Origin of the sequence: Taibaiella helva (genome assembly GCF_003545695.1) — a bacterium.
GTDB classification, from domain to species: domain Bacteria; phylum Bacteroidota; class Bacteroidia; order Chitinophagales; family Chitinophagaceae; genus Taibaiella; species Taibaiella helva.
The window spans coordinates 89,987-112,232 of record NZ_QUZZ01000008.1 but is presented as its reverse complement, the minus strand read 5'-3'; the positions used below and the strand labels follow the sequence as shown (position 1 = coordinate 112,232).

At 48.8% G+C, this 22,246-nt stretch carries 26 protein-coding genes; 11 read left to right on the top strand and 15 right to left on the bottom strand.

Annotated features, from left to right (window positions below; all coding sequences use genetic code 11):
• The first annotated feature begins 74 nt into the window (after positions 1-74).
• Positions 75-401, top strand: coding sequence for a hypothetical protein (locus DZC79_RS13900; protein WP_118952199.1), 327 nt, complete (start codon positions 75-77; stop codon positions 399-401).
• Positions 402-416: 15 nt separating this feature from the next.
• Here the strand turns inward: DZC79_RS13900 and DZC79_RS13895 are convergent, their stop codons facing one another.
• From DZC79_RS13895 to DZC79_RS13885, 3 genes are all read right to left on the bottom strand, one after another.
• Complete coding sequence (locus DZC79_RS13895) at positions 417-917, bottom strand: hypothetical protein (RefSeq protein WP_118952198.1); 501 nt, start codon at positions 915-917, stop codon at positions 417-419.
• A 130-nt stretch (positions 918-1,047) separates the two neighbouring features.
• Positions 1,048-1,956 carry a hypothetical protein gene (locus DZC79_RS13890; RefSeq protein WP_157977142.1) on the bottom strand — a complete coding sequence of 303 codons (909 nt, stop codon included), beginning with the start codon at positions 1,954-1,956 and terminating at the stop codon, positions 1,048-1,050.
• Positions 1,934-2,239, bottom strand: a complete 306-nt coding sequence (locus DZC79_RS13885) for a hypothetical protein (protein ID WP_118952196.1) — start codon at positions 2,237-2,239, stop codon at positions 1,934-1,936. Before DZC79_RS13885 ends, DZC79_RS13890 begins: the two co-directional genes overlap by 23 nt.
• Positions 2,240-2,427: 188 nt before the next feature.
• On the opposite strand from DZC79_RS13885, the gene DZC79_RS13880 reads away from it, so the two are divergent.
• Positions 2,428-3,120 (top strand): Fe2+-dependent dioxygenase, encoded by a 693-nt coding sequence (locus DZC79_RS13880; protein WP_157977141.1) that lies wholly within the window; start codon positions 2,428-2,430, stop codon positions 3,118-3,120.
• An 80-nt stretch (positions 3,121-3,200) separates the two neighbouring features.
• On the opposite strand, the gene DZC79_RS13875 is transcribed toward DZC79_RS13880, so the two are convergent.
• A complete protein-coding gene (locus tag DZC79_RS13875; RefSeq protein WP_118952194.1) occupies positions 3,201-4,184 on the bottom strand; it encodes a GlxA family transcriptional regulator in 984 nt (327 codons plus the stop codon).
• Positions 4,185-4,524: 340 nt separating this feature from the next.
• Between DZC79_RS13875 and DZC79_RS13870 the strand changes: the two genes are divergently transcribed.
• The 4 genes from DZC79_RS13870 (at position 4,525) to DZC79_RS13855 (ending at position 8,389) form a co-directional block, all read left to right on the top strand.
• Positions 4,525-4,905 (top strand): DoxX family protein, encoded by a 381-nt coding sequence (locus DZC79_RS13870; protein WP_118952193.1) that lies wholly within the window; start codon positions 4,525-4,527, stop codon positions 4,903-4,905.
• Between the two features lie 44 nt (positions 4,906-4,949).
• Complete coding sequence (locus tag DZC79_RS13865) at positions 4,950-5,342, top strand: DoxX family protein (protein WP_118952325.1); 393 nt, start codon at positions 4,950-4,952, stop codon at positions 5,340-5,342.
• 402 nt (positions 5,343-5,744) lie between these two features.
• The gene (locus DZC79_RS13860; protein WP_118952192.1) at positions 5,745-6,809 is read left to right on the top strand and encodes a protein kinase domain-containing protein; all 1,065 of its coding nucleotides are present in this window, start codon (positions 5,745-5,747) and stop codon (positions 6,807-6,809) included.
• 8 nt (positions 6,810-6,817) lie between these two features.
• Entirely contained in the window at positions 6,818-8,389 is a 1,572-nt protein-coding gene (locus tag DZC79_RS13855) for a tetratricopeptide repeat protein (protein ID WP_118952191.1), read from the top strand.
• A 165-nt stretch (positions 8,390-8,554) separates the two neighbouring features.
• Here DZC79_RS13855 and ftsH read toward each other — a convergent pair whose 3' ends face one another.
• Both ftsH and rsfS read right to left on the bottom strand, forming a co-directional pair.
• Positions 8,555-10,639, bottom strand: a complete 2,085-nt coding sequence (gene ftsH, locus DZC79_RS13850) for an ATP-dependent zinc metalloprotease FtsH (protein ID WP_118952190.1) — start codon at positions 10,637-10,639, stop codon at positions 8,555-8,557.
• Between the two features lie 146 nt (positions 10,640-10,785).
• Entirely contained in the window at positions 10,786-11,190 is a 405-nt protein-coding gene (gene rsfS, locus DZC79_RS13845; protein ID WP_198666898.1) for a ribosome silencing factor, read from the bottom strand.
• A gap of 57 nt (positions 11,191-11,247) precedes the next feature.
• Between rsfS and DZC79_RS13840 the strand changes: the two genes are divergently transcribed.
• Positions 11,248-12,015 carry a biotin--[acetyl-CoA-carboxylase] ligase gene (locus tag DZC79_RS13840; RefSeq protein WP_118952189.1) on the top strand — a complete coding sequence of 256 codons (768 nt, stop codon included), beginning with the start codon at positions 11,248-11,250 and terminating at the stop codon, positions 12,013-12,015.
• Here the strand turns inward: DZC79_RS13840 and DZC79_RS13835 are convergent.
• Positions 12,012-12,896: a hypothetical protein gene (locus DZC79_RS13835; RefSeq protein ID WP_118952188.1), complete on the bottom strand. Its 885-nt coding sequence runs from the start codon at positions 12,894-12,896 to the stop codon at positions 12,012-12,014. The genes DZC79_RS13840 and DZC79_RS13835 overlap by 4 nt on opposite strands.
• A gap of 98 nt (positions 12,897-12,994) precedes the next feature.
• Here DZC79_RS13835 and DZC79_RS13830 point away from each other — a divergent pair, with 98 nt between their 5' ends.
• Together DZC79_RS13830 and DZC79_RS13825 are read left to right on the top strand one after the other, a co-directional pair.
• On the top strand, positions 12,995-13,735 hold the full coding sequence (locus tag DZC79_RS13830) for a glycine-rich domain-containing protein (protein ID WP_118952187.1): 741 nt from the start codon (positions 12,995-12,997) through the stop codon (positions 13,733-13,735).
• 23 nt (positions 13,736-13,758) lie between these two features.
• Positions 13,759-14,136: a hypothetical protein gene (locus tag DZC79_RS13825; RefSeq protein ID WP_118952186.1), complete on the top strand. Its 378-nt coding sequence runs from the start codon at positions 13,759-13,761 to the stop codon at positions 14,134-14,136.
• 74 nt (positions 14,137-14,210) lie between these two features.
• Here DZC79_RS13825 and DZC79_RS13820 read toward each other — a convergent pair whose 3' ends face one another.
• The 6 genes from DZC79_RS13820 to recF form a co-directional block, all read right to left on the bottom strand.
• Positions 14,211-14,570, bottom strand: a complete 360-nt coding sequence (locus DZC79_RS13820; RefSeq protein WP_118952185.1) for a YtxH domain-containing protein — start codon at positions 14,568-14,570, stop codon at positions 14,211-14,213.
• Between the two features lie 39 nt (positions 14,571-14,609).
• On the bottom strand, positions 14,610-15,188 hold the full coding sequence (gene gmk, locus DZC79_RS13815) for a guanylate kinase (protein ID WP_118952184.1): 579 nt from the start codon (positions 15,186-15,188) through the stop codon (positions 14,610-14,612).
• A gap of 23 nt (positions 15,189-15,211) precedes the next feature.
• Complete coding sequence (locus tag DZC79_RS13810) at positions 15,212-15,802, bottom strand: TlpA family protein disulfide reductase (protein WP_118952183.1); 591 nt, start codon at positions 15,800-15,802, stop codon at positions 15,212-15,214.
• Positions 15,803-15,903: 101 nt separating this feature from the next.
• Positions 15,904-17,346, bottom strand: coding sequence for a right-handed parallel beta-helix repeat-containing protein (locus tag DZC79_RS13805; RefSeq protein ID WP_157977140.1), 1,443 nt, complete (start codon positions 17,344-17,346; stop codon positions 15,904-15,906).
• Positions 17,347-17,481: 135 nt separating this feature from the next.
• Positions 17,482-18,369, bottom strand: coding sequence for a sterol desaturase family protein (locus DZC79_RS13800; RefSeq protein ID WP_198666897.1), 888 nt, complete (start codon positions 18,367-18,369; stop codon positions 17,482-17,484).
• Between the two features lie 214 nt (positions 18,370-18,583).
• A complete protein-coding gene (recF, locus tag DZC79_RS13795; RefSeq protein ID WP_118952180.1) occupies positions 18,584-19,654 on the bottom strand; it encodes a DNA replication/repair protein RecF in 1,071 nt (356 codons plus the stop codon).
• A gap of 174 nt (positions 19,655-19,828) precedes the next feature.
• Here recF and pdhA point away from each other — a divergent pair, with 174 nt between their 5' ends.
• Both pdhA and DZC79_RS13785 read left to right on the top strand, forming a co-directional pair.
• Complete coding sequence (gene pdhA, locus DZC79_RS13790) at positions 19,829-20,821, top strand: pyruvate dehydrogenase (acetyl-transferring) E1 component subunit alpha (RefSeq protein WP_118952179.1); 993 nt, start codon at positions 19,829-19,831, stop codon at positions 20,819-20,821.
• A 161-nt stretch (positions 20,822-20,982) separates the two neighbouring features.
• A complete protein-coding gene (locus DZC79_RS13785) occupies positions 20,983-21,687 on the top strand; it encodes a tetratricopeptide repeat protein (protein ID WP_118952178.1) in 705 nt (234 codons plus the stop codon).
• 67 nt (positions 21,688-21,754) lie between these two features.
• On the opposite strand, the gene DZC79_RS21875 is transcribed toward DZC79_RS13785, so the two are convergent.
• On the bottom strand, positions 21,755-21,928 hold the full coding sequence (locus DZC79_RS21875; protein WP_198666896.1) for a class I lanthipeptide: 174 nt from the start codon (positions 21,926-21,928) through the stop codon (positions 21,755-21,757).
• A 33-nt stretch (positions 21,929-21,961) separates the two neighbouring features.
• On the bottom strand, positions 21,962-22,138 hold the full coding sequence (locus DZC79_RS21265; RefSeq protein WP_157977139.1) for a class I lanthipeptide: 177 nt from the start codon (positions 22,136-22,138) through the stop codon (positions 21,962-21,964).
• Positions 22,139-22,246: the final 108 nt, after the last annotated feature.

Genomic DNA, 22,246 nt, shown 5'->3' with positions numbered 1-22,246 from the left:
TATTTTTTTGCCCTACTTTTACAGGAGCTTTATTCTTCTGCATCTCGTTACAACAATGATCACACTTCTATGCTATGGCACATGAGGCAACCAATAACACTCCTGTAAACCTGAACTGCAAGCTGACCGCACCCGAACTCCGGATGCGGAAAGCAACGGTGATTGCCGCCTTACAACGGCAGGTCCTGGAGAAAAAGGAACTGCCCGATGGCTTTGCCTTTAAGTTTGACGGCAGCGACGCAACATTAAACATGCTGACGCAGTTTATACAAACGGAACGGCTTTGCTGCAGCTTTTTCACCTTCACCGTGCAGGTGCAAGCTGATGCTTCCTTCATCTGGCTCCATTTGAGCGGACCCGAAGGAACAAAGCCATTCATTACTTCAGAGCTGGGACTTTAGATTATAGCAGCCCTGCTACAAATGAGTTTCGACATATTGCTTCAGCGTCTTCTTCTGCTGCATATCGGCATAGGCTTCTACCTGCTTATCTTCTTTCAGCTTGTCTTTATTCTTGTTGTAATAGCTGATCACTTTTTCCAGCCCCCGCAGGTTACCGTTCAGCTTATCCTCCGGCTTTTTGCTTTCCAAAGCATATTGCGCCCAGCCGCCCATGAAGATCATCAGCAGGCTGGGGTTTTCGCCTACAAAGTTGATGATGCCCGGCGCCAGAGCTATCTTCACATCGGGGCTGCCGGTAATCCATTGCATCAGAAAGGCATTAGCCGCCTGCTGCTGTGCAGAAGCCGGATCATAAGGCGTCTTCATCAGCCAATCGACGCATTGCAGCACATTCTTGTTGTAAGCGGCATAGTCTTCTGCCTTAGCAGGCTTGAATTGTTGGGGAACGCCATTGTCCTGGGCAATAGCGTTGAAGGTTGCTGCGGCGAGCAGCAGAAAGGTGAGCATCTTTTTCATGTCTGGTGTCTGGGTATTTTTTACAAATATTGGAAATACAGACTACAATTGCAACACCTGCATGTTTTTCAGATTATGGAGAACGGACAGTACCTTGCAGTACTGCCCGTTGGCTTTATGCCTGCATCGACTATAGAAATTGCAGGAATGTTGTCCCGAATTTAACTGTAATCAATCCACCATATTCCAGTGTACGATAATCATCATCGCCTTTGGTACGTATGCTTAAAAAGGGTGACAGTCCTATTTTGACATTCCCTTCCGCCAGGGGATAGAAGAATGCCCAGGCTTCAACCCGCAACCGGTGCAGGTCGTTAAAAGGATTGCTTTGCCTGTTCTTGCCGCTCATATCATAGTATAGGGCCGGGGCATAACTAAAATTGCCCTGGCCGGGATAATATTGCAAAGCGGCTGCGGGTGAAAGCGTCGGTGTCGCAGAGGGACGATCGACTACCATATCAGTGGTTGTGGCCAGGCCGTTGCCATTCGGGGGCCGCACCACGCCTACCTTGTCTGCCGCCTCCCAATCATAGCTGTACCGCAATCTGAACTGAGGGGAGATCTGCTTGCCATGAGCTGCACCTACATTCCTGTAACGGATATACTTCAATTCAAAAGCATAGGAATGCTTCCCCTCTTTCAGCGCATCCGTCTTTTTCCCTGTCGGATAATACTTGAATTCAGAAAACCCGTATTCGCCCTGGAAAGAGAGGATATAACCTGTTATTAAAGGCGAGGCCGCCGTCGTAAAGTCGCGCGCATACTGAAAAGCAACGATGCTGCGCCAGGTTTTGGTAAAACGGTCGATCTGCAGCAGGTTATTATCTTTATCCGTCAATGGCAGCCGCAAAGTGGGCTGTATCGCCAGCTTCCGTCCCGCGCTTACGTTTTTCCAGGAGAAAAAAGGACCGGCTTCCAGCTGTCCTTCTTTAATTGTCGTTGTTCCATTCACGAAAGGAAGTATTTCGAACCGGGTGCTTTGTGCCCATATCACTGCAGGCAGCAGGCAGCACAAACTAAAGAGTAATTTCTGTTTCATGATAGCCTCCCTGGAGTTGTAAATTTAAAGATTGATCGTTTGCGATACCCGGCAGATCGATGTTCAGCCCGTATTCCGCTGCACCGATACCGACTACTCTTACTTTGATCCTGACCTGCGTGTCGGGAATAATGCCGGTCCAGCTACGCTTTGCTGTGCCATCGTCCCAAAGTACCTTTACGTCGTTGACGAATGCGTAGAACAGTGTAATGCTACCCTTTACCGGCGCCAGCGAGAGGGTAAGCTTACGCCCTCCTGCTTTTGGTTTGGATTGTTTTGCCATCGTGCATAGTGTTTTGATGAATAAAAAAATGTATGCCACAAAGGTCTCACCACACCGACCTTACCACACCAGTACATATACGTCATTTCAGCAGGTAGAATCACGTGATTTTCCGGCAGCCGCATGATAACGCCGGTTCCAGAACGCCCTTTTATGTAGATTTGTCCATTAACCAAATCCAGACGATAATGCTGTCTATCCCTTCGTCCATCATAGCAGTACCGCATCTGCTGCCCGAGCAGGATCTCCCCCAGATCGATTTCCTTCTTTCCCAGATCCCCTTTGAAGATGGGAAAAATACGGCTTCCGGCGCCGCCCGGGAGGTCAAGAACAACCTGCAGGCCAGCCGCGAAGAGAATGCGCATAAGCGTCATTTACAGCAGCTCGTTTTCCAGGCAGTGGCCAATCATCCCCTGATCCAGTCGGCAGTGATGCCTAAAAATATCCTGCCGCCGATGATCAGCAAATACAACAATGGCATGGAATATGGATGGCATACCGACAGCCCGGTCATGACCATCGATTATACCATAAGGGCGGATCTCAGCATGACTTTGTTCCTTACCGCACCGGAAAGCTATGAGGGCGGCGAGCTGGTGATCCATACGCCCAGCGGTTATGTTCCTTACAAGCTGGCAAAAGGCGACGCCATCATTTATCCCACCACCCGGCTGCACCGGGTGAATCCTGTAACTTCAGGCGAGCGCATCGCCTGCGTAACCTGGATGCAATCGCTTATCAGGGAAACGGAACGCAGAGAGCTCCTGTTCCAGCTGAAGCATGTGCAGGAAAGGATCGCGGCCAAAGACCTGCAATCGGGAGAAAACCTGCTCCTGATGCAGGTGTACAGCAACCTGATGCGCATGTGGACCGATCTTTAAGCCGCGCAAAAAGCAAAATGCCTTGCCGGTCCTGCAACCCGCAAGGCATTCTAGAGTATAGGCATTACAGAAGACGCCTGCTATACAGCGACGACTTCCCTGTTGTACTTATTCTTGTATTCGATAGGAGAAAGGCCGGTGATCTTGCGAAAGGTTGTGCGGAAGGCCTTAACGTCGGCATAGCCCACATCATACATCACCTCGTTAACGTTCTTGCGGCCGGTTTCCAGGTCTTTCTTCGCAGCTTCGATCTTTACGCGCTGAATGTATTCGGTTACCGTATTGCTCGTTGCTTTCTTGAAGCGGCGTTCGAGGCTGCGGCGTCCGAGCGCCAGCATACTGGCGAGCTGATCGACTGTGATCCTGTCTTCGAAGTTTTGTTCGATATACTCCTGTGCCTTTTTGATCGAGTCGTCTTCATGCGCTTTCTGGCCGCTGAAAATAATAAAGGGAGACTGGCTGTCCCGGTCGATATCGATCATAAATGCTTTGGAGATCAGGATCGCCATATCGCGGCCGGCATGCTTCTCGACAAGGTACAACAGCAGGTTCAGGTAAGAATAAGCGCCACCGCTGGTATAGATGCCTTCCGATTCCGTCATGATCTTATCATCCACCAGCCGGGCATCGGGGAACATTGCCCTGAATTCGTTGGCAAAACGCCAGTGAGTAGCGCATTGACGGCCATCCAGCAATCCCGTCGCAGCAAGAAAGAACGCGCCAACGCAAAAGCTGGCGATCTCGGCGCCCTGCCGGTACTGCTCTACGATCCAGGGCAGGAAAGCTTTGTTCTGTTCCCGGACCTGGCTGTGGTCGCCAAATAACGCGGGAATTATAATGATATCTGTTTTGCTGACTTCCGACACCAGGTCGTCGGGCTTAATGGTAAAGAGCCCGTTGCGCTGGCTGGCTTCATGATCGAGACCTACAAAGCGGATATTGAACAAGGGTTCTTTGTCCATCGTGCGCAGCGCAGCATTGACTTCAGAGAGGATCTGGTGCGTCCCCTCGATGTTGGTAATACTACATGTTCCATCGGGAACAAGGATTGAAATGTGTTTCATAAGGGTTCAAATGGGTTAAAGGCTGTCGCAATCACCGCCTGAGATTGCCGTGCGGACACCCTTCTTTAAATGGTTATTGGTGGTACTTTTGTGTTGATAATAATCAACGAAATTAATCAAACAAAATGAAATTGTCACGGAGATATACAGCTGCCAGCCGCCCGGAAAAGACAGGGCCTGCCGTCGGAGAAGGCCAGCCAACAACCGCCGGAAGCGATAAACGGATAATCATTGGCGCATATTGTTTAGACATTTTTAACAGCAAGAAATATTACACCAAACCGGGCGGCGCGACCTGCCCGATACCGGCAACAATCCCATCAAATCTAAAACAAAGCATATGAAACCCAAAACAGTCCGAACCCTTTACTGGATCTTTGCCCTGCTCTTTTCCCTGCTGATGCTTATGGATGCCATTGGCGGCATTACCCGGCAACAGGCCGGCATCGATGCCCTTCATCAATTGGGTTATCCTGTTTACCTGCTTCGCTTTTTCGGCGTGCTAAAAATACTCGGCCTGATCGCGATACTGGTACCGGGTTTTCCGAGGCTGCGCGAATGGGCCTTTGCCGGCTTTGCCTTCAACTTCATCGGCGCCTTGTTTTCCTGGGCTGCAGTAGGCCAGGCAAGCAATGTGGTGTTCCCCATCATCGCCCTGGCATTGCTGGCGCTGGTTTATTTCTTCAACAGGAAAGTAGCGCTCCTGGCACAGGCTGCATAACCATCCCTGACTCAAAAAGCATGGATCACTTCAATTCTTCTTCTATGAAAAAGATCAATATCGGTTACTGGATTTTTACGCTGCTGCTGGCAGCACTTATGGGCGCCGGCGCCATACCCGACATTTTGAGCACGCCCGATGCGGTGCAGATGGTTTGCGGCCATCTGCATTATCCTGCCTATTTTTTGCCTTTCATTGGTGTAGCCAAGCTTCTTGGTGCGATTGCGATACTGGTACCCGGCTTCCCGCGGCTGAAGGAGTGGGCTTATGCCGGCTTTACCTTCGATATTACCGGCGCGGTTTATTCCAGCATAGCCGTAGGCGACCCGCCATCAGCCTGGGTATTCACGATCATCCTGGGTTATGGGTTGATCTTCGGCTCTTATATTTTCTATCATAAGCGTAAAAAAGCACTGGCTGCGCGCGTTCAGCAATAGATCTGTCGTCCTCCCTGCATTAACCCGCCGGCAAATAATACGATTGTTCAACCATCTCATAGACCCCGGCGTTCTGCGCCGGGGTTTGGTTTGTCCGCAGGATATCTATTGCTTTTATCAGGACAGGTTATGAAAAACCGAATGTGGAATCGGCGGTTCCGGCCGATATATCCAAGCGTGCAAGCTGTAAAGGTTTTGCCTCCCATGGTATAATCTTTGACAATATGCCAAAGGATTTAAGTTGATTACATTAGACAAACCCAAAGACTGACACAACTCAAATTACAGCAAAAAGCAAATAGCTTATCAACATACATGTGGATTAATCAAAGCATTTAAAAAAACACATGATGTAACTTTGATCTTCTTGATAGTTTTTTTGAAAATCCAATTCCATGACGTATGAATATAAATCAACAAAGTGCTGCATATGACCTTGTCGGAAGAAAATTAAAAAATGACTGGACGGTCATTAAAAGAATAGAACAACCTCTTGGATCAACAGGTGGCTTTTTTAGCGTCTGTTATATTGTTGAAAGAGAAGGTGTTACTGCTTTTCTCAAAGCACTAAATTTCCAATCATTTTTTCAGATGCATCCGGGAAGATCAATTGTACAAATATTGAATGAGCAAACAAACGCATATCAGTTTGAAAAAGACTTATTGACAAAATGCAAAAACAGCCGATTGTCAAAAATTTCAATGATCTTGGATGAGGGGGAAGAGAATATAGAAGGTTACATAATTGGAAATGTTCCGTACCTAATATTCGAAATGGCTGAAGGAGATATACGTTCACACCTCAATTTCAGCAGAGATGTTGATGTAGTTTGGAAGCTTAAATCGCTACATAACGTCGCCGTTGGCCTTAACCAGCTACACAGTGTCGAGATTGGCCATCAAGATCTAAAACCATCTAATATATTATTATACGACAATAAAGAACTTTCAAAAATTGGTGATCTTGGAAGATCCCTTTGTAGAGATATCCCCGCTCCACACGATGATGGTAACGGTTTCACGGGCGATATTAATTATGCTCCTCCGGAATTTTTGTACGGATATATTGAGCCGAACTGGAACAAAAGAGTTAAGGCTACGGATTTATACCTTTTTGGAAGTTTGATCGTTTTCTATTTTACCGGTGCAACAATGACTTCTCTCATTTCAAAAAACATGAATATCGACTTTAGATGGGACAAATGGTCAGGAGATTATTGGGATGTGAAAGATTATCTTATTAATAGCTTTTATGTCGGGATTAAAGAATTTAAGTCTTGCCTATCAAATAAAAAGCTTGCAGACGAACTTGGTACTGTTCTTGAATACTGCTGTTTTCCTTACCCAGACAAGAGAGGTCACCCTAAGAATACCACCGTATCTCGAAATCAATATGATTTCGAACGCATTGTAAGTACATTTGACCTGTTTATGCGAAGAGCTAAATTTACACTTATATACAATTAAATTACAAAATGATATTTGAAATTAATGAGAGGAGGGTAATTCCAAATTGGCGAGATTTCAAAAGAACTTGGCAGTTGGGTGAATTGAATTCTTCATTAAGGGCAACCAATAAGCCTCTGAATTTTAATTTGGAGAGAGCAGTCTCCGATTGGAAAACAAATTCCAATATTGGAAATGCAGCCGATTTAGTGAACTCTGCCTACGTCTCAGGACTAAAAAGCTCACAGGATGTATTAGATGCAGTCGAATTTATTCGAGCCAATAGGGACCAGGCTTCTGCTAGTTTGTTAGATCTAGCTAATAGTTTTTTTGCTGAAGAGAAATCAAATAGTCAGAAATCATTACTTGAATTGGATATTGAAACGGTAGAAGAGTTCAAAGCCTTTATAGATAAAAAAACTTTACCAAAATTAATACATAAAACCAGGATTAAAGCGCATAACGAATTTAACAACCCAATCGTATGGGTTGAATTAGCGAGGCTTCATTCGATAGTAGGACAAGAAGAAAAGGCAGAAAAAGCAATTTCTGTCGCCTTAAATCTAGCACCAGATAATAGATTTGTGCTTCGATCAGCAACAAGGTTATTCATTCATAACGAGAAATTCGACAAAGCTTTATACTTTTTGAAGAAAAGCCCGCGAACTAAATCTGACCCTTGGCTAACATCAGCTCATATCGCGACATCTTCTATAATGGGAAGATTTTCTACGTTAATTAACTCAGGAAAAAGCCTTGTCATCGGAGGTAACTTTTCTTCCTATGATTTGACTGAGCTTTCAAGCACACTTGCTACACTAGAACTAAAAGACGGATCGTTTAAGAAAGCGAAGCCTTTTATAGAAAAGGCGACCCTTGACCCTAATGACAATAGTTTAGCGCAATTGGAATGGTTATCGAAAGAGGACAATCGTATAATAATAGATCCGCAGAGTTTTACCAATGTCATTAACCCATTTGAAGCATTTGCATTGGATCATTTCCAAAAGGGTAACTGGAAAGAAGCTTTTAATAATTGCCTTAAATGGTTTCTTGATATTCCTTATTCCAAAAGACCAGTGCAGCTTGGGGCCTATATAGTGGGATCGCTTTTGGACGATAATGAAACCGCACTGTTTTTACTAAAAGCTGGAATGAACGCTAATCCTTTCGACCCTATCCTTCTCAATAATCTTACCTACTACCACGTAATTTCGAATTTGATGGATGAAGCTATACATTATTTTAATAGCCTAAAAAACATCGACTTCCATAGCCTGTCGGATGAAAATAAAATTACAGTTCAGGCAACATTTGGCTTGGTGGCATTTAGAAGTGGTCAAATCGATATTGGCGAAAGTTTTTACGAACAATCTATCAGAAGCGCTGAATTATTGAAGAACGATCACATGAGAATTTCAGCAATATTAAACTATACTAGAGAACTGATCATTGTCAAATCACCTAAAAAAGATCACTACATTGACTTGATAGATAAAATGGAGATTGATGACGACTTTAATGACTTAATTACTATAAGAAAGAAGATTTTAGGCTTCTCAAACGATTATCATTTTGTAGAGCATAGCGATAAACAATAATATTTATGCTTCCACAATCCAACCTAGTGATTACGTGTTCTAGAAGGATTCATAGCTATCGTTGCTATCTCCCCCAGGCCGGCCGGGATGGCGCAGCTTCGGAGATAGCCATAACAACAAAGGCCGGCAAATGCCGGCCTTTGTTGTTTATTTTTTCTATTTCGATTAGCTGTCTGCGGTGGCATCTGCAGCGGCGGTGCCGTCCTGTGAATGCGCAGAAGCGCTCTCCTTATTTTTCAACGCTTCGCTTACAGGCAGGCTGTCGGCAGCGGGCAGCACATCTGTGGCTTGGTTATCGTCGTAGGGACGTTTACCGATCAACCTTTCCAGGTCGTCCTTAAACAGCACCTCTTTCTTCAGCAGCTCCTGTGCCAGGTCGTTCAATGCGGTCATGTGCTGGCGCAGCAGGTCTTTAGCCCTTTCATACTGGGTCTCGATCATGGTACGCACTTCACGGTCGATCATCTCAGCTGTTGCCTCGGAATAAGGCTTGCTCATGGAATATTCCTGCTGCGAATCGTGGAAGGAAACGTTACCTACTTTGCCGTTCATACCATAGATGGATATCATGGAATAGGCCATTTTGGTGATACGCTCCAGGTCGTTCTGCGCACCGGTCGATATACGGCCAAAGATCAGCTCTTCTGCAGCACGGCCGCCGAAGAGGCCCACCAACTGATCGTTCATCTGCTCGGTGGTATACAGGAACTGTTCTTTAGGCAGGTACTGGGCGTAACCCAGGGCCGCAACGCCACGGGGTACGATCGATACTTTTACCAGCGGATGCGCGTGCTCCAGGAACCAGCCGCATACGGCGTGACCGGCTTCGTGGAAGGCGATGATCTTTTTCTCTTCGGGAGAGATGATCTTGTTCTTTTTCTCCAGGCCGCCGATCACACGGTCGATGGCATCGTTGAAATCCTGCATCCGCACTTCGCTCTGACCTTTACGGGCAGCGATCAGCGCGGCTTCGTTACAGATATTGGCAATATCGGCGCCGGCGAAGCCGGGGGTCTGGGAAGCCAGCTTTTTGATATCGAGATCGGCAGCTTTCTTGATGGGCTGCAGGTGCACGTTGAAGATCTTTTCCCTTCCGTTCACATCGGGCACATCGATAGAGATCTGGCGGTCGAAACGGCCGGGGCGCAGCAGGGCGCTGTCCAGCACATCGGGGCGGTTGGTTGCGGCCAGGATAATGATACCGCTGTCGCCGCTGAAGCCGTCCATCTCTACCAGCAACTGGTTCAGCGTGTTTTCCCGCTCGTCGTTGCTCATTACGGCATTCTTACCACGGGCGCGGCCTATGGCATCGATCTCGTCAATGAATACGATACAGGGCGCCTTGTCCCTGGCCTGCTTGAACAGGTCGCGTACACGGCTGGCGCCAACGCCTACGAACATCTCCACAAAGTCGGAGCCCGACATGGAGAAGAAAGGCACCTGGGCCTCGCCGGCAACGGCTTTGGCCAGCAAGGTCTTACCGGTACCGGGAGGGCCTACCAGCAAAGCTCCTTTGGGTATCTTACCGCCGAGCGTGGTATACTTTTTGGGATTCTTCAGGAAATCGACGATCTCCATCACTTCTACCTTGGCTTCATCCAGCCCGGCAACATCGTTAAAGGTGATATTGACTTTGGTACCTTTTTCAAACAGCTGCGCTTTGCTTTTGCCGATGCTGAAGATACCGCCACCGGCGCCACCACCAGCAGGTCCCATTTTACGGAAAATGAGCACCCACATGGCGATAAGGATGATGAGCGGCAGCAAAGCAGTGCTAAGGAAGTCGCGGAAGAAGCTGCCTCTGTTCTCTACCTCAACGGGTACCTGGGGCTTGCCTTCAGCGGCATAGGTCTTCATTACTTCCTGGAAATTGCGGTCGAACACATCGTAGGATCCGATGTTGAACTTGAAATCAGGCTCATCGGCGCTGCGGTTGTTGAACATCGGGTTGCGCTGGTTGTTGCTGGCCGGCGCTTCATGACGGATCAGGTACACTTCTGCAATCTCCTTGTTCACGATCACTACCTTCTTCACATTGCCTTTGTCCAGGTAATTCTGCTTAAACTCCAGGAAAGAGGTTTTCTTTTCTGAAGATTGGATATTGCTGCCAAAAATGTTCAATCCCAGCAAGGCAACGACAATAAGGCCATAAATCCAGTACATGTTGAATTTAGGGCCTTTCCGTTTAGGGTTGTTATTATCATAACCAGGTGGCAACCCACCACCCTGTCTGTTTTTATTATCTTCCATAGTCTCCAAACTTTGCTTATTGCCTCCGTTTCTTTTTTGCCGGAAGCAGCAAGCGGTATTGCACTCCTCTGCCCGGCTGCTGTTCCTGGTCCGGAACAGGAGGGGCGCTATCTAAAATTAAAATTGCCGGTCTTGAAGGGGGAATGTTATGCCGTAGCAGGATGTTCCATTTTTTCAGCATCCAGCCACAATCCCTCCAGGTCGTAAAATTTACGTTCGTCCCGCTGAAAAACATGCACCACAATGTTGACGTAGTCAACCAGGGTCCACGCCTGACCCGATTCCATATGATAGGGCTTTTCTTCGCAGGCTTTTCTTACTTCCTCTTCCACATTGGCGGCTATCGCATTGATCTGGATATGCGACTGCGCTTCACACAAAATAAAAAAATCGGCCACCGCTTCATCGATCTTCCTGAGATCCAACGAAACGATCTGCTCCCCTTTTTTATCCTGGATGGCCTTGATGATGGTTTTGAATAATCTGCTGTTGCGGTTGAGGCGTATATCAGACTTGGTACGGTTTTTCAGTGAACTGATGATTTTCTCCAATGCTTAATGCGAATATGCGTTATTGAATTATATTGCGTTCAAAATTAAGGAATCTTTTTGGCACAAAACGTACAAAATACATTTCCCAAGTGGCTTCACTACTTTGATACTATAGATAGTACCAACAATTATGCCATGCAGCGGATCGACGACGGATTGGCACAGCAGGGCGAGGTGGTATGGGCGGCGCACCAGGAGCAGGGAAAGGGGCAGCGGGGCAAAAAATGGGAAAATGATGCCGGGAATGTGATGATGAGCCTGATACTGAAGCCGGTAATTCCTACAGAGCGGCAGTTTATGCTGAGTGCGGCTGTTGCCCTTACAGTTGCTAAATATTTACAAACACTTTATGATCAATGGCAAGTTGCCATAAAGTGGCCCAACGACATTTACCTTAATGACAAAAAGACATGCGGCATACTGATTGAGAACGTATTCAGGGGCATGCACTGGGCCTATGCTGTAGTCGGGATCGGCCTGAATGTGAACCAGTCTGCTTTTGCGCCGGAGCTGACCCTGGCCACCTCGCTGGCAATCGCCTCTGGTAAGCAGTTCGACCTGCTTGAGATCGTTACCGACATCCGCTCGGGCATCCTCAACCAACTGCAGCGGCTTAGCCCTGATCAATGCCCCGCGCTGCTGGCCGGCTATAACCAACTGCTGTTCCGCTGTGGCAAGGAGACCCGTTTTACCGAAAGGGCAAGCGGCAGGTCTTTTGACGCCTATGTGCAGGAAGTAGATGCTGAAGGGCAGCTGGTCCTGCTTTCCCATAAAGGCATTGAACGTTTTGTCTTCGGAACCCTCGACTGGCTGTTAACACCTTAATAGTCGCTGATCTGCTGCAAGCCTTTATCCTTCAGCTGCTGCAGCACATGCGGCGGCAGCTCGGGGCTGCTCAGGGCGAGGTCTACCGATACTTTCTCAAAAGCTTTGGCAGGCACGCGGTCGAACAATTCGTTCAGGGCTACCGGGTCTCCGTTAAAGCTGACGCAGGTGCTCACGAAATTCATCTGGTCTATGCTGAATCCTGTTTGTTTCAGCTTGCTGGTTGCATCTTTGAGTCGCCCGATAAAGTGCCGTTGCCGGATAAAGGTGGTGCTGTTCATGATGATGAAGATATAATCGGCATAGGCTGTGATCTTCCCGTAGTACAGGTGATTATCCTTCCCCGAGCGTTCGACCAGGTATTCATCGCCCGATTTATAGATCTCCATGGCAGATCGCCGCACCCGTTCTTCCTTATGACCCGGTCCGCTCAGGGGTAGGTTGCTGTTGTAGCAATACCAATAGCCAACCAGGTGATCCAGCAGACTTCTGTTGATGGTTCCCAAAGGTATGTTGATCTTCAGCTCGTGAAAACTGAAGCTGGCTGCGGCGTTGCTGAGAAAGTCCATATAGCTGTCGTAGCCCAGCAGGACGGCAATCGTATTCATCTTACCAAAGTTCGGGCTGCTGATACCTTGCAGCCCTTTCCCCGCTCTGGCCGCTTTCAGCCGCTTAATGACAAGATGCTCATAAAAATAATTATCCCCGAGAAAAGCCGCCTCCTGTTGCAGGTGCTTGTGCTTTTGCTGCAGCTTATTGAACTCTGATGAGATATACAGCCATTCCGCCTTGGATACTTCTTCCCAGGTACTCTTGCGGATAAAATGATGTGCGATATAATTCATCAGCCGTTCCAGGTGTGCCAGCTCCTCTTTGCTCATAATACGATTTTAATACGAAAATAAGGCTTCACAGGATTATTGCAAGACGTTCATCTTATGGTCTTGCCGGAGCTTTGTCCTGACTAAAAAGATAAATTATGGAACAAGTAACAATTTACAGCTGCAGCCGGGAACAACTGGCACTATGGCAAAAGATATCTGCCTTCCGGTTCGATGAGCGCGGCGCTTCTTTCCCTTTTTCCCGCAAGCTGGCCCGTGAAAACGGCTGGACCTATGCTTTCAGCAAGGAAGCCATTGAGGAATACCGGAAATTCATTTTCCTCTGCTGCATTTCGCCGCACGGCGCCTCCCCGTCAGAAGTAATCGACGAAGTATGGCACCTGCATCTCCTTTACACACAAAACTACTGGCAGGCGTTTTGCCGGGACACGCTGGGCCAGGACATCCACCACCATCCGTCAAACGGCGGCCCGGAAGAAAGCAAGAAGCACGAGCAGTGGCAAACGGATACCCTGACCCTTTATCACCGTACCTTCGGCTATGAGGCGCCTGAGCTTTTCTGGAGCGCCAAGCCCGGTTCACCTCCCTCCCGGAGCAGCAAATGGCGGGATGCGTTAAAGCGCTTCTCCTTTTTCTCCCTCTTCTTTCTTCCCTATTTATTCCTTACCGGGTGCAATGGTGATAGTCTTGACTTTAACCCGCTACCTCTTATTATTTTCATAATTGTAGGCATACTCTCAGACCATATTTCGAAGAAGCATAAAGCCAGCGACAAGAAAGGCGATAACAGCAGCGGAGAATACAGTAGCAGCGGATGCGGCAGTAGTTGTGGCAGCAGCTGCAGCAGCGGATGTGGTGGCTGTGGTGGTGGCGATTGAATAATAATCCTAAATATACTTGTATGAAGCACTCGATTCCTGAAACGCCGCTGAACTCTGCCGCCTTATTTCTTTGCTGCCTGGCCTACCTGTTGTTACCCTGCCTGGCTGCGTGGCTGCTCTTCGGACAAGCTCTTCCCTTCTTCCTGAAAGGCTCCCAGTTCCTGGTATTTTACTTTGTGCACATGCTTGTGGGATACAGCACCTTGCAGGTATTGAAACAGCGATCGCTCCCGGTACAAATGCTCTGCAACTGGCTCCTGGCCCTGACCTGGCTTCTGGCGGTGACGCGCATTACACAGGGAGCGATCCACCACAAGCCCGTGGGTTTCCTGGTATCGCTGCTGTTGCTGCATTCGCTGCTGCTGGTCATTATCGGCAGCAGCAGGCGAACGACCTGAGGATGGCCTGGTAAACCATGAAAAAAGCTGCCCGGATGCTTCCGGACAGCCTTGCATTTGTTAAAGCAACCTGCTTATTTTTTCAGGTCCTCTTTTACTTCTTTGGCTTTTTCTTCTACCTTCTTAGCGCCTTTCTGAGCCGCCTCTTTCACATCTTTAGCCGCTTCCTTAGCGCCGTCCTTCACATCTTTAGCGGTCTCTTTAATGCCTTCTTTGGCATCTTTAGCGGTCTCTTTGATGTCTTTAACTGCGGTATCTACGTTCTGGCCTACTGTACCCGGCTCGGTAGTAGTCGTTTCGGTAGTCGTTGTTGTGGTTGTGGTACCCTCCGGCGTCGTTGTGGTGTCTGTCGTCTCTGTTGTGGTCGTTTCAGAATTGCAGGCTGTAAAGGAGATGGCAGCGACAACTGCAAATACGAGGCTTAATTTTTTCATGAGCTTAATGTTTTAGAGCGACAAAAATGCAATAATTTCTTATACCAGCACACCCTTTTGCAAAAAATTACTGATTACGGTCATTGTTTCTGCTATAGCGTTTTCCAGGTTGTCGTTAACGATAATGCGATCGAAGCGATCGGCAAAGCTGAGCTCGTAAGCGGCCTTGTCCAGCCGTTCTTCCAGGGTTTCGGGGGTTTCCGTTCCTCTTGCCAAAAGCCTGCGCCGCAGCTCTTCGATCGAAGGCGCCTGTATGAACAGGGATATGGCTTTTTCGCCATATTGCGCTTTAATGTTCAGAGCGCCCAGCACATCGATATCGACCAGCGGCGCCTTCCCTTCCGACCATATACGGTCGACTTCGGAACGCAGGGTGCCGTAATATTTACCGGTATAGACCATCTCCCATTCGATGAAGGCATCTTCTTCTATCTTCTGCTTAAAGTCGGCCTCTTCGAGAAAATAGTAATCTTTGCCATGAACTTCGCCCGGGCGCGGGCTGCGTGTGCAGGCCGAAATTGAAAAGCCCAGACTACCGGCATAGCGCTGCAGCAACTGCCTGACAATGGTCGTTTTGCCCGAGCCCGAGGGTGCGGTAATAATAATGATCTTATTCAATTGCTATGGTTAAATGGCCTTTATTACTTGGAGGTCTTTCCACTTTTAGCGGCAGCTGCCTTCGCTTTCTTTACCGGGGCGACCTTACCTTTATCGAGGTATTTGCTGATGTCGGCAAGGGCCTGGGAAGAGCTGTTGTATTTACCCAATATCTTGCCATCGGGTCCCAGCAGGAAAGCCTGCGGAATGAACTGTAAGCCGTAAATCTCTACAGCATCGCTGCTCCATTTTTTCAGGTCGCTGGTATGGTAAGGCCATACCAGTCCATCGGCGGCAATCGCCTGTATCCAGGACTCCTTGCGGTTGTCGAGCGATACGCTGAATACGGTAAAGCCGTTCGGGGCATTAACAAACTGCTCGTTCTTGAAGCGGTTGTAGGTAGCCACCAGCTCGGGGTTGGACATACGGCAGGGGCCGCACCAGCTGGCCCAAAAATCGAGCAATATATAGCGGCCTTTATTCACTTCCTTAAGAGAGATCACTTTTCCCTCGGGATTGCTGAATGCCAGCTCAGGGACCGGCTGACCTATAGCCATCTTTGTATTTACGTATTGTGCCTTCGCTGTAAAAGAGAGTGAAACGGTAAGGGCCAGCAGGCCAAAAATCTTTTTCATAAAATACCGGAAGCATCAAACCGATGCTATGCTGTGAACAATAACGATAAACCTTGCAGACATGCTGCAAGGCTCACAAAAGTAAAACATTTTTACTATAGCTACTCATAGCATCCTATGGAAGGCGGATTGGCCCTGGGCTTGCCTTCTATATCGACAGTCAGGCCGGGAACAGCCACGCCCGCCGCCCGGGCCGGGGAGCCTTCCTGCAAACGGTAGTTCACTTTGCTGTAGTCGACGAACAGCGGATCCTGGTTGATCTTATTGCTGCTTTGCGTTACGAAAGCTGGTATAGGCTCCGATGACCTCAGCAGGCAATTGGCAAGGGTAAGGTTTGCCGGGTTATCCTGTTTGGCATCGAAAAACACTTCATCTGTAAGGGAACCGTAGATGATACAATTCCGGATGTCGGCCGTAAGCGGCGCGCTCACATAAGTGGTCTGGCCCGTGGGTCGGTAGTTCAGCACGGCCATGCTCAGGTTCTCGCTATGCGACAGATAAGCGCTTCCATAGGTACCGATCGTGCAGAAACGCAGCTTATAGTTGCCTCCTTCGAAGAACATGACATTTTCTCCCCCGCATTCGGTGATCCGGCAATTGTCGGCCTGCAGCGAGCTGTTGAAGGCCAGGATGCCGTAGCCCAGCGACGAATGGATGACCGAGTTGGTTATGGTGAGCTTGGGTGTGCCATTCTTTACTGTATCAGGGTCGATCTGGATGGTAGCGCCCTGTACCGGCTGCCCGTTCAATGAGGTAACAGCGCCACCGTTCTTGAATACGGTATGGCTGATGACGTTGCCGTAGCTTTGCTTGAAGAAATAAAGGCCGCCCCATTGTCCGGGAATATCGATGTAGTCGCCGATCCATACCAACGGATCCAGGCGATCGCCCAGGAAGGTTACGCTATCGGTAGCGGTACCGTTGATCTTCAGGGTCCCCAGCACGTACAGCCGGGAATCCCGGTGAACATAAATCCTGGCGCCTGCCGGTATGGTAAGGGTTTGTCCCTCAGCAACCAGGGCATTATGCAGGATCACATAAGGTTTATCATTAAGCCAGGTCTGTGTTTGCAGCACACTGTCCCTGATGTAATGGGCATTCTGGCCATATGCCATCAGGGGTATGGTGAAATCCCGTCCGTTAAGGGTCACTACCAGGTCGTCGCCGACTATGAAGGGATCATTCTCATTGGTCGGATCGATGGTAACGGCTGCAAATACCCACACGCTGTCGTTGCCGGCGATCTCCACATCTTTGATCTCCTTGCCGGGCTGCCCGTTCACATTGAGGCGATAGGGCGATTTTTCGCCTTTTCCCAGGCGGATGCTGCTCAGCAATATCTTGTCCTTCTGTTTATTGAAGATGCGTATGCTGCGTGTAGCGCTGCCCTGCTGGGTAAACACCGTATCGAAAGTGAGGGTATCCAGCGAAAAGGCGATCTCTCCTCCGGAGGTCAGGAATTTCTCCTTGCGGCAGGAAGAGGAAAGGGCGATCACCAGCACCAGTATCGCCAAAGGGAACAACCAGCTACGTAAACGTTTCAATTGCATATACGCAAAAATGAGGTAAAAATAAATAACGGTAAAATATCGGCGGTAGTATTTTTGCATGGTTCCGGCACGTCGGCTGGCACCCAAAATAAAAGTCCCGGTAGGACCGGGACCTTGCCTATACTATTTTCAGGCGACGCTTTCCACCGCCATTTCACCGGTTTGCTGCCGCTCCAGGGCTTCCGCCTTTGCTTTTTCCTTTTCCTGCATGATCTTCACCGGGCTGCCGAAGAGGAAGAACAGCTTACGCCGGAAACCTTTGGCCTGCCGGACATCCCTGATCATGTCCTTCACCTCGTGGAAGTTGATAAAGAAGGGATTGGCTTTGTTATCAATATTGGTGGTGATACCGTAGATCACTTTTTCGCCCTCCGGTTCATATGTCTTCCAGATACGGTCCCAGAAAATGAAAGTAGCGCCGTAGTTCTTATCGATATATTGTTCCTGCGAGCCATGATGTACCCTGTGGTTGGAAGGTGTTGCAAAAATATACTCCATCCAGCGCGGACATTTCCGGATGTATTCGGTGTGCACCCAGAACTGGAACAGCACGGCCACCTGGTTGGTAACGAAAAAGATGATGGGATGAAAGCCCATAAACGCAATGGGCAGAAAAAAGATGACTTTGATATGCTGTATCCAGCTGAGGCGGAATGATACCGCCAGGTTATAGTTCTCACCGCTGTGATGCACTACGTGCGTCGCCCACCAGAACCGCTGCTCGTGGGAAATACGATGCGCCCAGTAGCTGCACAGATCGTAAATGATGTAGCAGGGGATAAAGGTCCACCAGTAGGACGTCCATTGCCAGGGAGCCATTTTATAGTTGAGCTCCATGCGCCAGGGCACCAGGTTGTAAATGCCCACTACCAGGTAGAGCAGCACTACTTTTACACCGGCACTCACAATAAGGTTGCCGACACCGACCAGTATAGAACCGATCGTTTCCTTTTTCTCGTAAAATTTACGGTCCTGGAGATAAGAGATCAGCATTTCCAGTGCGGAGAAAAAAACCATAGCAGGAACGGCCCAGATTATCAGATTAGGTGCATTTTTCTCCACGCTGTGAATCAGGTCCATCGGTATTTTTTCTGCACCAAAAAGAGATAAAAACGTCATCGCTGTTATTTTGTAAGGCAATAAAATGTGTACAAGAATAACGAAAACAGGGCACCTGGCCTAATGATTCGGCTATTTCTTATGTTATTTTACAATGAGACAACTGCCGGAACTAAGACCCTAAGGGTACCAGCTGCATGTCTTTATAGTAAGGATGAACGGTTTGCGTCAGGTCTTCAGCTGAGGTATGGGTCATAAACACCTGCGAAAGGGAACATTGCTGCAACAGGGCAAACAGGTGCAGCAAGCGCCGGCGGTCCAGCTTTTCAAAGATATCGTCGAGCAGCAGAAAAGGCTTTTTACCCAGGCCCTGCAGCCAGCTGATATGGGCCAGCTTGAGGCTTACCAGGAAGGATTTCTTTTGCCCCTGCGAGGCATACGACTTTAAAGGGCAGTCTTCGATCGTGAACAGCCAGTCTTCGGTATGCGGCCCGGTAAGCGTGCGCTTGTACTCGATATCACGCCGACGGGAGCCCTGAAGCAAAGCAAACAGTTGCTGCGGCCCTGCACAGCGGCGGTATTGCAGCCCTACCCGTTCAGCATCGCCACTGACAGCAGCATAGTATTGCTGCACCAGCGCAGGTATCTGTGCCGAAAGCTTTTCCCGCTCCTGCACCAGGTAGGCGCCATGCTGCGCCAGCTGCTGATCGTATACATCGAGCAGGCTGTGGATGTGCTGCTGCTGTCCGCCCTGCTGACGCAGGAGCGCATTGCGCTGCGCCAGGTATTTCTGGTAGGCCAGCAATTGCTCCAGGTAGAAGGGGTCGCTCTGCGACAGCAGGCCGTCGATGAACTTGCGGCGCAGCTCGCTGCCTTCGTTAATGAGCTCGATATCGTCGGGAGCGATCATCACCGCGGTGTATTTACCGATGTGCTCCGTTACTTTTTCATACAAGGCGCCATCGTGCTCCAGCGTTTTTTTACCTTCCTTCCATTTGCAGACGATCTGCTCCTCTCCGAAGCGGCCCTCGATACGGAAGCCTGCCGTACCGCGCTGCGCATTGTTCAGCTCACGGCTCTGGAAATAGCTTTTGGTATAGCAGAGGTAATATATTGCATCGAGCAGGTTGGTCTTCCCCACCCCGTTCAGGCCGGTAATGCCCACTGCAGGCGACTGAAAGGTGAAGGTATCGGCTGTAAAGTTCCGGAACTGGGTAACTGATATTTTTTCTAAAAAAGACAAAGGCTGTGGTTGGCTATACGGCTGCTGTTACAGCCGGGAGCGCGATTTCCCGGCATGATATAAGTCAATAATTACGCTGCAAAATTGCCGGCGGTAAAAGGCGGCGTCATTTTTCCCGGCTGCGTCAAGCAATTCTGCAAAGTTTTTATATTTTCGCACAAAAATAGCTAAACTGTGCAAACACAATTCGGAAAAGAGATTTATCTGAAATGGTATGAGAGCATGTTGCTGCAGCGCCGCTTCGAAGAGAAGGCCGGGCAGTTGTACGGGATGCAGAAGATCCGCGGATTTTGCCATTTATATATAGGGCAGGAAGCCGTATCGGTGGGCATTATGTCGGCTATACGGGAAGACGATAACCTGATCACGGCTTACCGCGATCACGGCCTTGCCATTGCCAAGGGCATCACTGCCAATGCTTGTATGGCCGAGCTGTACGCCAAAGCCACGGGCTGTACCGGCGGCAAAGGTGGTTCCATGCACTTCTTCTCCAAAGAGAAACGTTTCTTCGGCGGCCACGGTATCGTGGGCGGGCAGATCGGCCTCGGCGCCGGTATTGCCTTTGCCGACCAGTATAATGACAATGACCGTGTGACTGTATGTATGTTTGGCGACGGCGCCGCCCGCCAGGGCATGCTGCACGAAGCGTTCAACATGGCCGTGCTATGGCAGCTGCCGGTGATCTTCGTGTGCGAGAACAACCATTATGCGATGGGTACTTCGGTAGAACGCACTTCTAAGGTGCTGGACATCTACCGCCTGGCCGACGCTTATGATATGCCCGGCGACTCAGTTGACGGCATGAACCCTGAAGCCGTACACATCGCGATCGAGCGTGCTGCCAAACGCGCCCGCGAAAAAGGCGGACCAACCTTCCTGGAGATCAAGACCTACCGTTACCGCGGCCACTCCATGAGCGACCCGGCCAAATACCGCTCTAAAGAAGAGGTAGAAGAATACAAAGAGCAGGACCCGATCGAAAAGACACTGGCCAGGATCAAAGAGAACAACTGGGCCACCGACGAAGAGATCGAGGCCATTAATGAGCGGGTAAAAGAGGAAGTGGAAGAATCGGTACGTTTTGCCGAAGAAAGCCCTTATCCTGAAGACAGCGCGCTGTATGAAGATATCTACATGCAGGCCGATTACCCCTTTATCAAAGACTAAACTATTCCGGACTGATGCGGTCCGGGAAACGTTCCCGGACCGCGTCCCGCTTTCAAGCATAATTTATTGCGGCAAAGGCTCCTCTTTTTGTTGAGCAACACTTGACAAATTGAGAAAATATTTTACCTTTGCGCTCACTTTATATTACTTTATTACCCCAAATGGCAAATACTACCAGAACGAATCCAGGCGAAGCCCAGATAATTACAGAGAATAAGGGTGGCGACTCCCTGAAAAAAATGCAGTCTTCTTTTGAAAAGAATCAAAAAATAATTGTCGGTGCTGTTGTTGCCGTGGTGTTGCTGGTAGGCGGTTATTTCGGATACAAGCAAATGGTGCAAAAGCCTAACGAGGAAAAGGCTGCCAACGCCCTGTTCAGCGCAGAGCAATGGTTTGGTATGGATTCCCTGAACTATGCTCTCAATGGCGACGGCCAGCATGGCGGCGCTTTGAGCGTGATCAAAAAATACGGCGATACCAAAGCCGGTAACCTGGCCCGCTACTATGCCGGCATGAGCTACCTGCGTACCGGAGATGCTAAGAACGCGATCGTACAGTTGGAAAAGTTTGATGGTAAGGGCACACCGCTGGAATACCTGGCTTATGGCGCCCTGGGAGATGCATACATGGAAACCAACAACAGTGCCAAAGGCATCGAAATGTACAAGAAAGCATCCGCTAACGAGAAAGATAACTTCATCTCTCCCCTGTACCTGTTCCGAGCAGCCCTGGCCAGTGATGTAACCGGTAAAACGGATGAGGCTAAGAAGCTGTATCTTGAGCTGAAAGCCAAGTATCCCTACAGCCAGCAGGCGCAGGAAGTGGATAAATACCTGGCCCGCGCAGGCGAGCTGACTAACGACTAATCAAGCTTGTTTTGATAAAAAGAAAACCTCCGGTCTTAGCGACCGGAGGTTTTCTTTTATGTACTTATCAGCATTTGCAGGTGAACAAATGTTTGGAGTCAGAACACATTACCTGGCTGAGACAGGTAAACGGATCGACATCGGAGCTTCCTCCGCGCACGACGTGCATTTTCTGTTCACCAAGAGAAACGATGGTCTTTTTCTTTAAAGACAGACGGGTGCTTGCGCTTTTCTTTTTCATCATTTTGGTTTTAGTTATGAGCAAAAACATCCCTTACCAGTCGGGGCAATTGCAGGTTATGCAAGGCTGATATTTGGTACAGCCTACGGAAGGGGGGCAATTCGCATTGGTGTTGAGACCGCCCTGAACCTGGCGGCTTTCGCGCGTGTTCAGGCTAACGATTGCCTTTTTAGACAGGCTCAGCCTGGGAGATTGCATTTTCTTCTTCATATCAGAATGGTAGTTTGGGGTGAACTTAAAATTAGCAAAAGCCGCTTTTCTTTTTATCGCTCTCAAACACATTATCTGCATCAGATACATAAGCATATGACAAACAGA

What these genes read in the sequence shown, in the direction of transcription:
- DZC79_RS13810 (WP_118952183.1), bottom strand. Translation starts at nt 15,802, where the DNA reads ATGAAAAAGATTTTTGGCCTGCTGGCCCTTACCGTTTCACTCTCTTTT.
- DZC79_RS13865 (WP_118952325.1), top strand. Translation starts at nt 4,950, where the DNA reads ATGAAAAAGATCAATATCGGTTACTGGATTTTTACGCTGCTGCTGGCA.
- DZC79_RS13820 (WP_118952185.1), bottom strand. Translation starts at nt 14,570, where the DNA reads ATGAAAAAATTAAGCCTCGTATTTGCAGTTGTCGCTGCCATCTCCTTT.
- DZC79_RS13885 (WP_118952196.1), bottom strand. Translation starts at nt 2,239, where the DNA reads ATGGCAAAACAATCCAAACCAAAAGCAGGAGGGCGTAAGCTTACCCTC.
- DZC79_RS13880 (WP_157977141.1), top strand. Translation starts at nt 2,428, where the DNA reads ATGCTGTCTATCCCTTCGTCCATCATAGCAGTACCGCATCTGCTGCCC.
- DZC79_RS13785 (WP_118952178.1), top strand. Translation starts at nt 20,983, where the DNA reads ATGGCAAATACTACCAGAACGAATCCAGGCGAAGCCCAGATAATTACA.
- DZC79_RS13895 (WP_118952198.1), bottom strand. Translation starts at nt 917, where the DNA reads ATGAAAAAGATGCTCACCTTTCTGCTGCTCGCCGCAGCAACCTTCAAC.
- DZC79_RS13800 (WP_198666897.1), bottom strand. Translation starts at nt 18,369, where the DNA reads ATGGTTTTTTTCTCCGCACTGGAAATGCTGATCTCTTATCTCCAGGAC.
- DZC79_RS13875 (WP_118952194.1), bottom strand. Translation starts at nt 4,184, where the DNA reads ATGAAACACATTTCAATCCTTGTTCCCGATGGAACATGTAGTATTACC.
- DZC79_RS13860 (WP_118952192.1), top strand. Translation starts at nt 5,745, where the DNA reads ATGAATATAAATCAACAAAGTGCTGCATATGACCTTGTCGGAAGAAAA.
- DZC79_RS21875 (WP_198666896.1), bottom strand. Translation starts at nt 21,928, where the DNA reads ATGAAAAAGAAAAGCGCAAGCACCCGTCTGTCTTTAAAGAAAAAGACC.
- DZC79_RS13890 (WP_157977142.1), bottom strand. Translation starts at nt 1,956, where the DNA reads ATGAAACAGAAATTACTCTTTAGTTTGTGCTGCCTGCTGCCTGCAGTG.
- DZC79_RS13900 (WP_118952199.1), top strand. Translation starts at nt 75, where the DNA reads ATGGCACATGAGGCAACCAATAACACTCCTGTAAACCTGAACTGCAAG.
- DZC79_RS13855 (WP_118952191.1), top strand. Translation starts at nt 6,818, where the DNA reads ATGATATTTGAAATTAATGAGAGGAGGGTAATTCCAAATTGGCGAGAT.
- DZC79_RS13825 (WP_118952186.1), top strand. Translation starts at nt 13,759, where the DNA reads ATGAAGCACTCGATTCCTGAAACGCCGCTGAACTCTGCCGCCTTATTT.
- DZC79_RS13870 (WP_118952193.1), top strand. Translation starts at nt 4,525, where the DNA reads ATGAAACCCAAAACAGTCCGAACCCTTTACTGGATCTTTGCCCTGCTC.
- DZC79_RS21265 (WP_157977139.1), bottom strand. Translation starts at nt 22,138, where the DNA reads ATGAAGAAGAAAATGCAATCTCCCAGGCTGAGCCTGTCTAAAAAGGCA.
- ftsH (WP_118952190.1), bottom strand. Translation starts at nt 10,639, where the DNA reads ATGGAAGATAATAAAAACAGACAGGGTGGTGGGTTGCCACCTGGTTAT.
- DZC79_RS13835 (WP_118952188.1), bottom strand. Translation starts at nt 12,896, where the DNA reads ATGAGCAAAGAGGAGCTGGCACACCTGGAACGGCTGATGAATTATATC.
- DZC79_RS13830 (WP_118952187.1), top strand. Translation starts at nt 12,995, where the DNA reads ATGGAACAAGTAACAATTTACAGCTGCAGCCGGGAACAACTGGCACTA.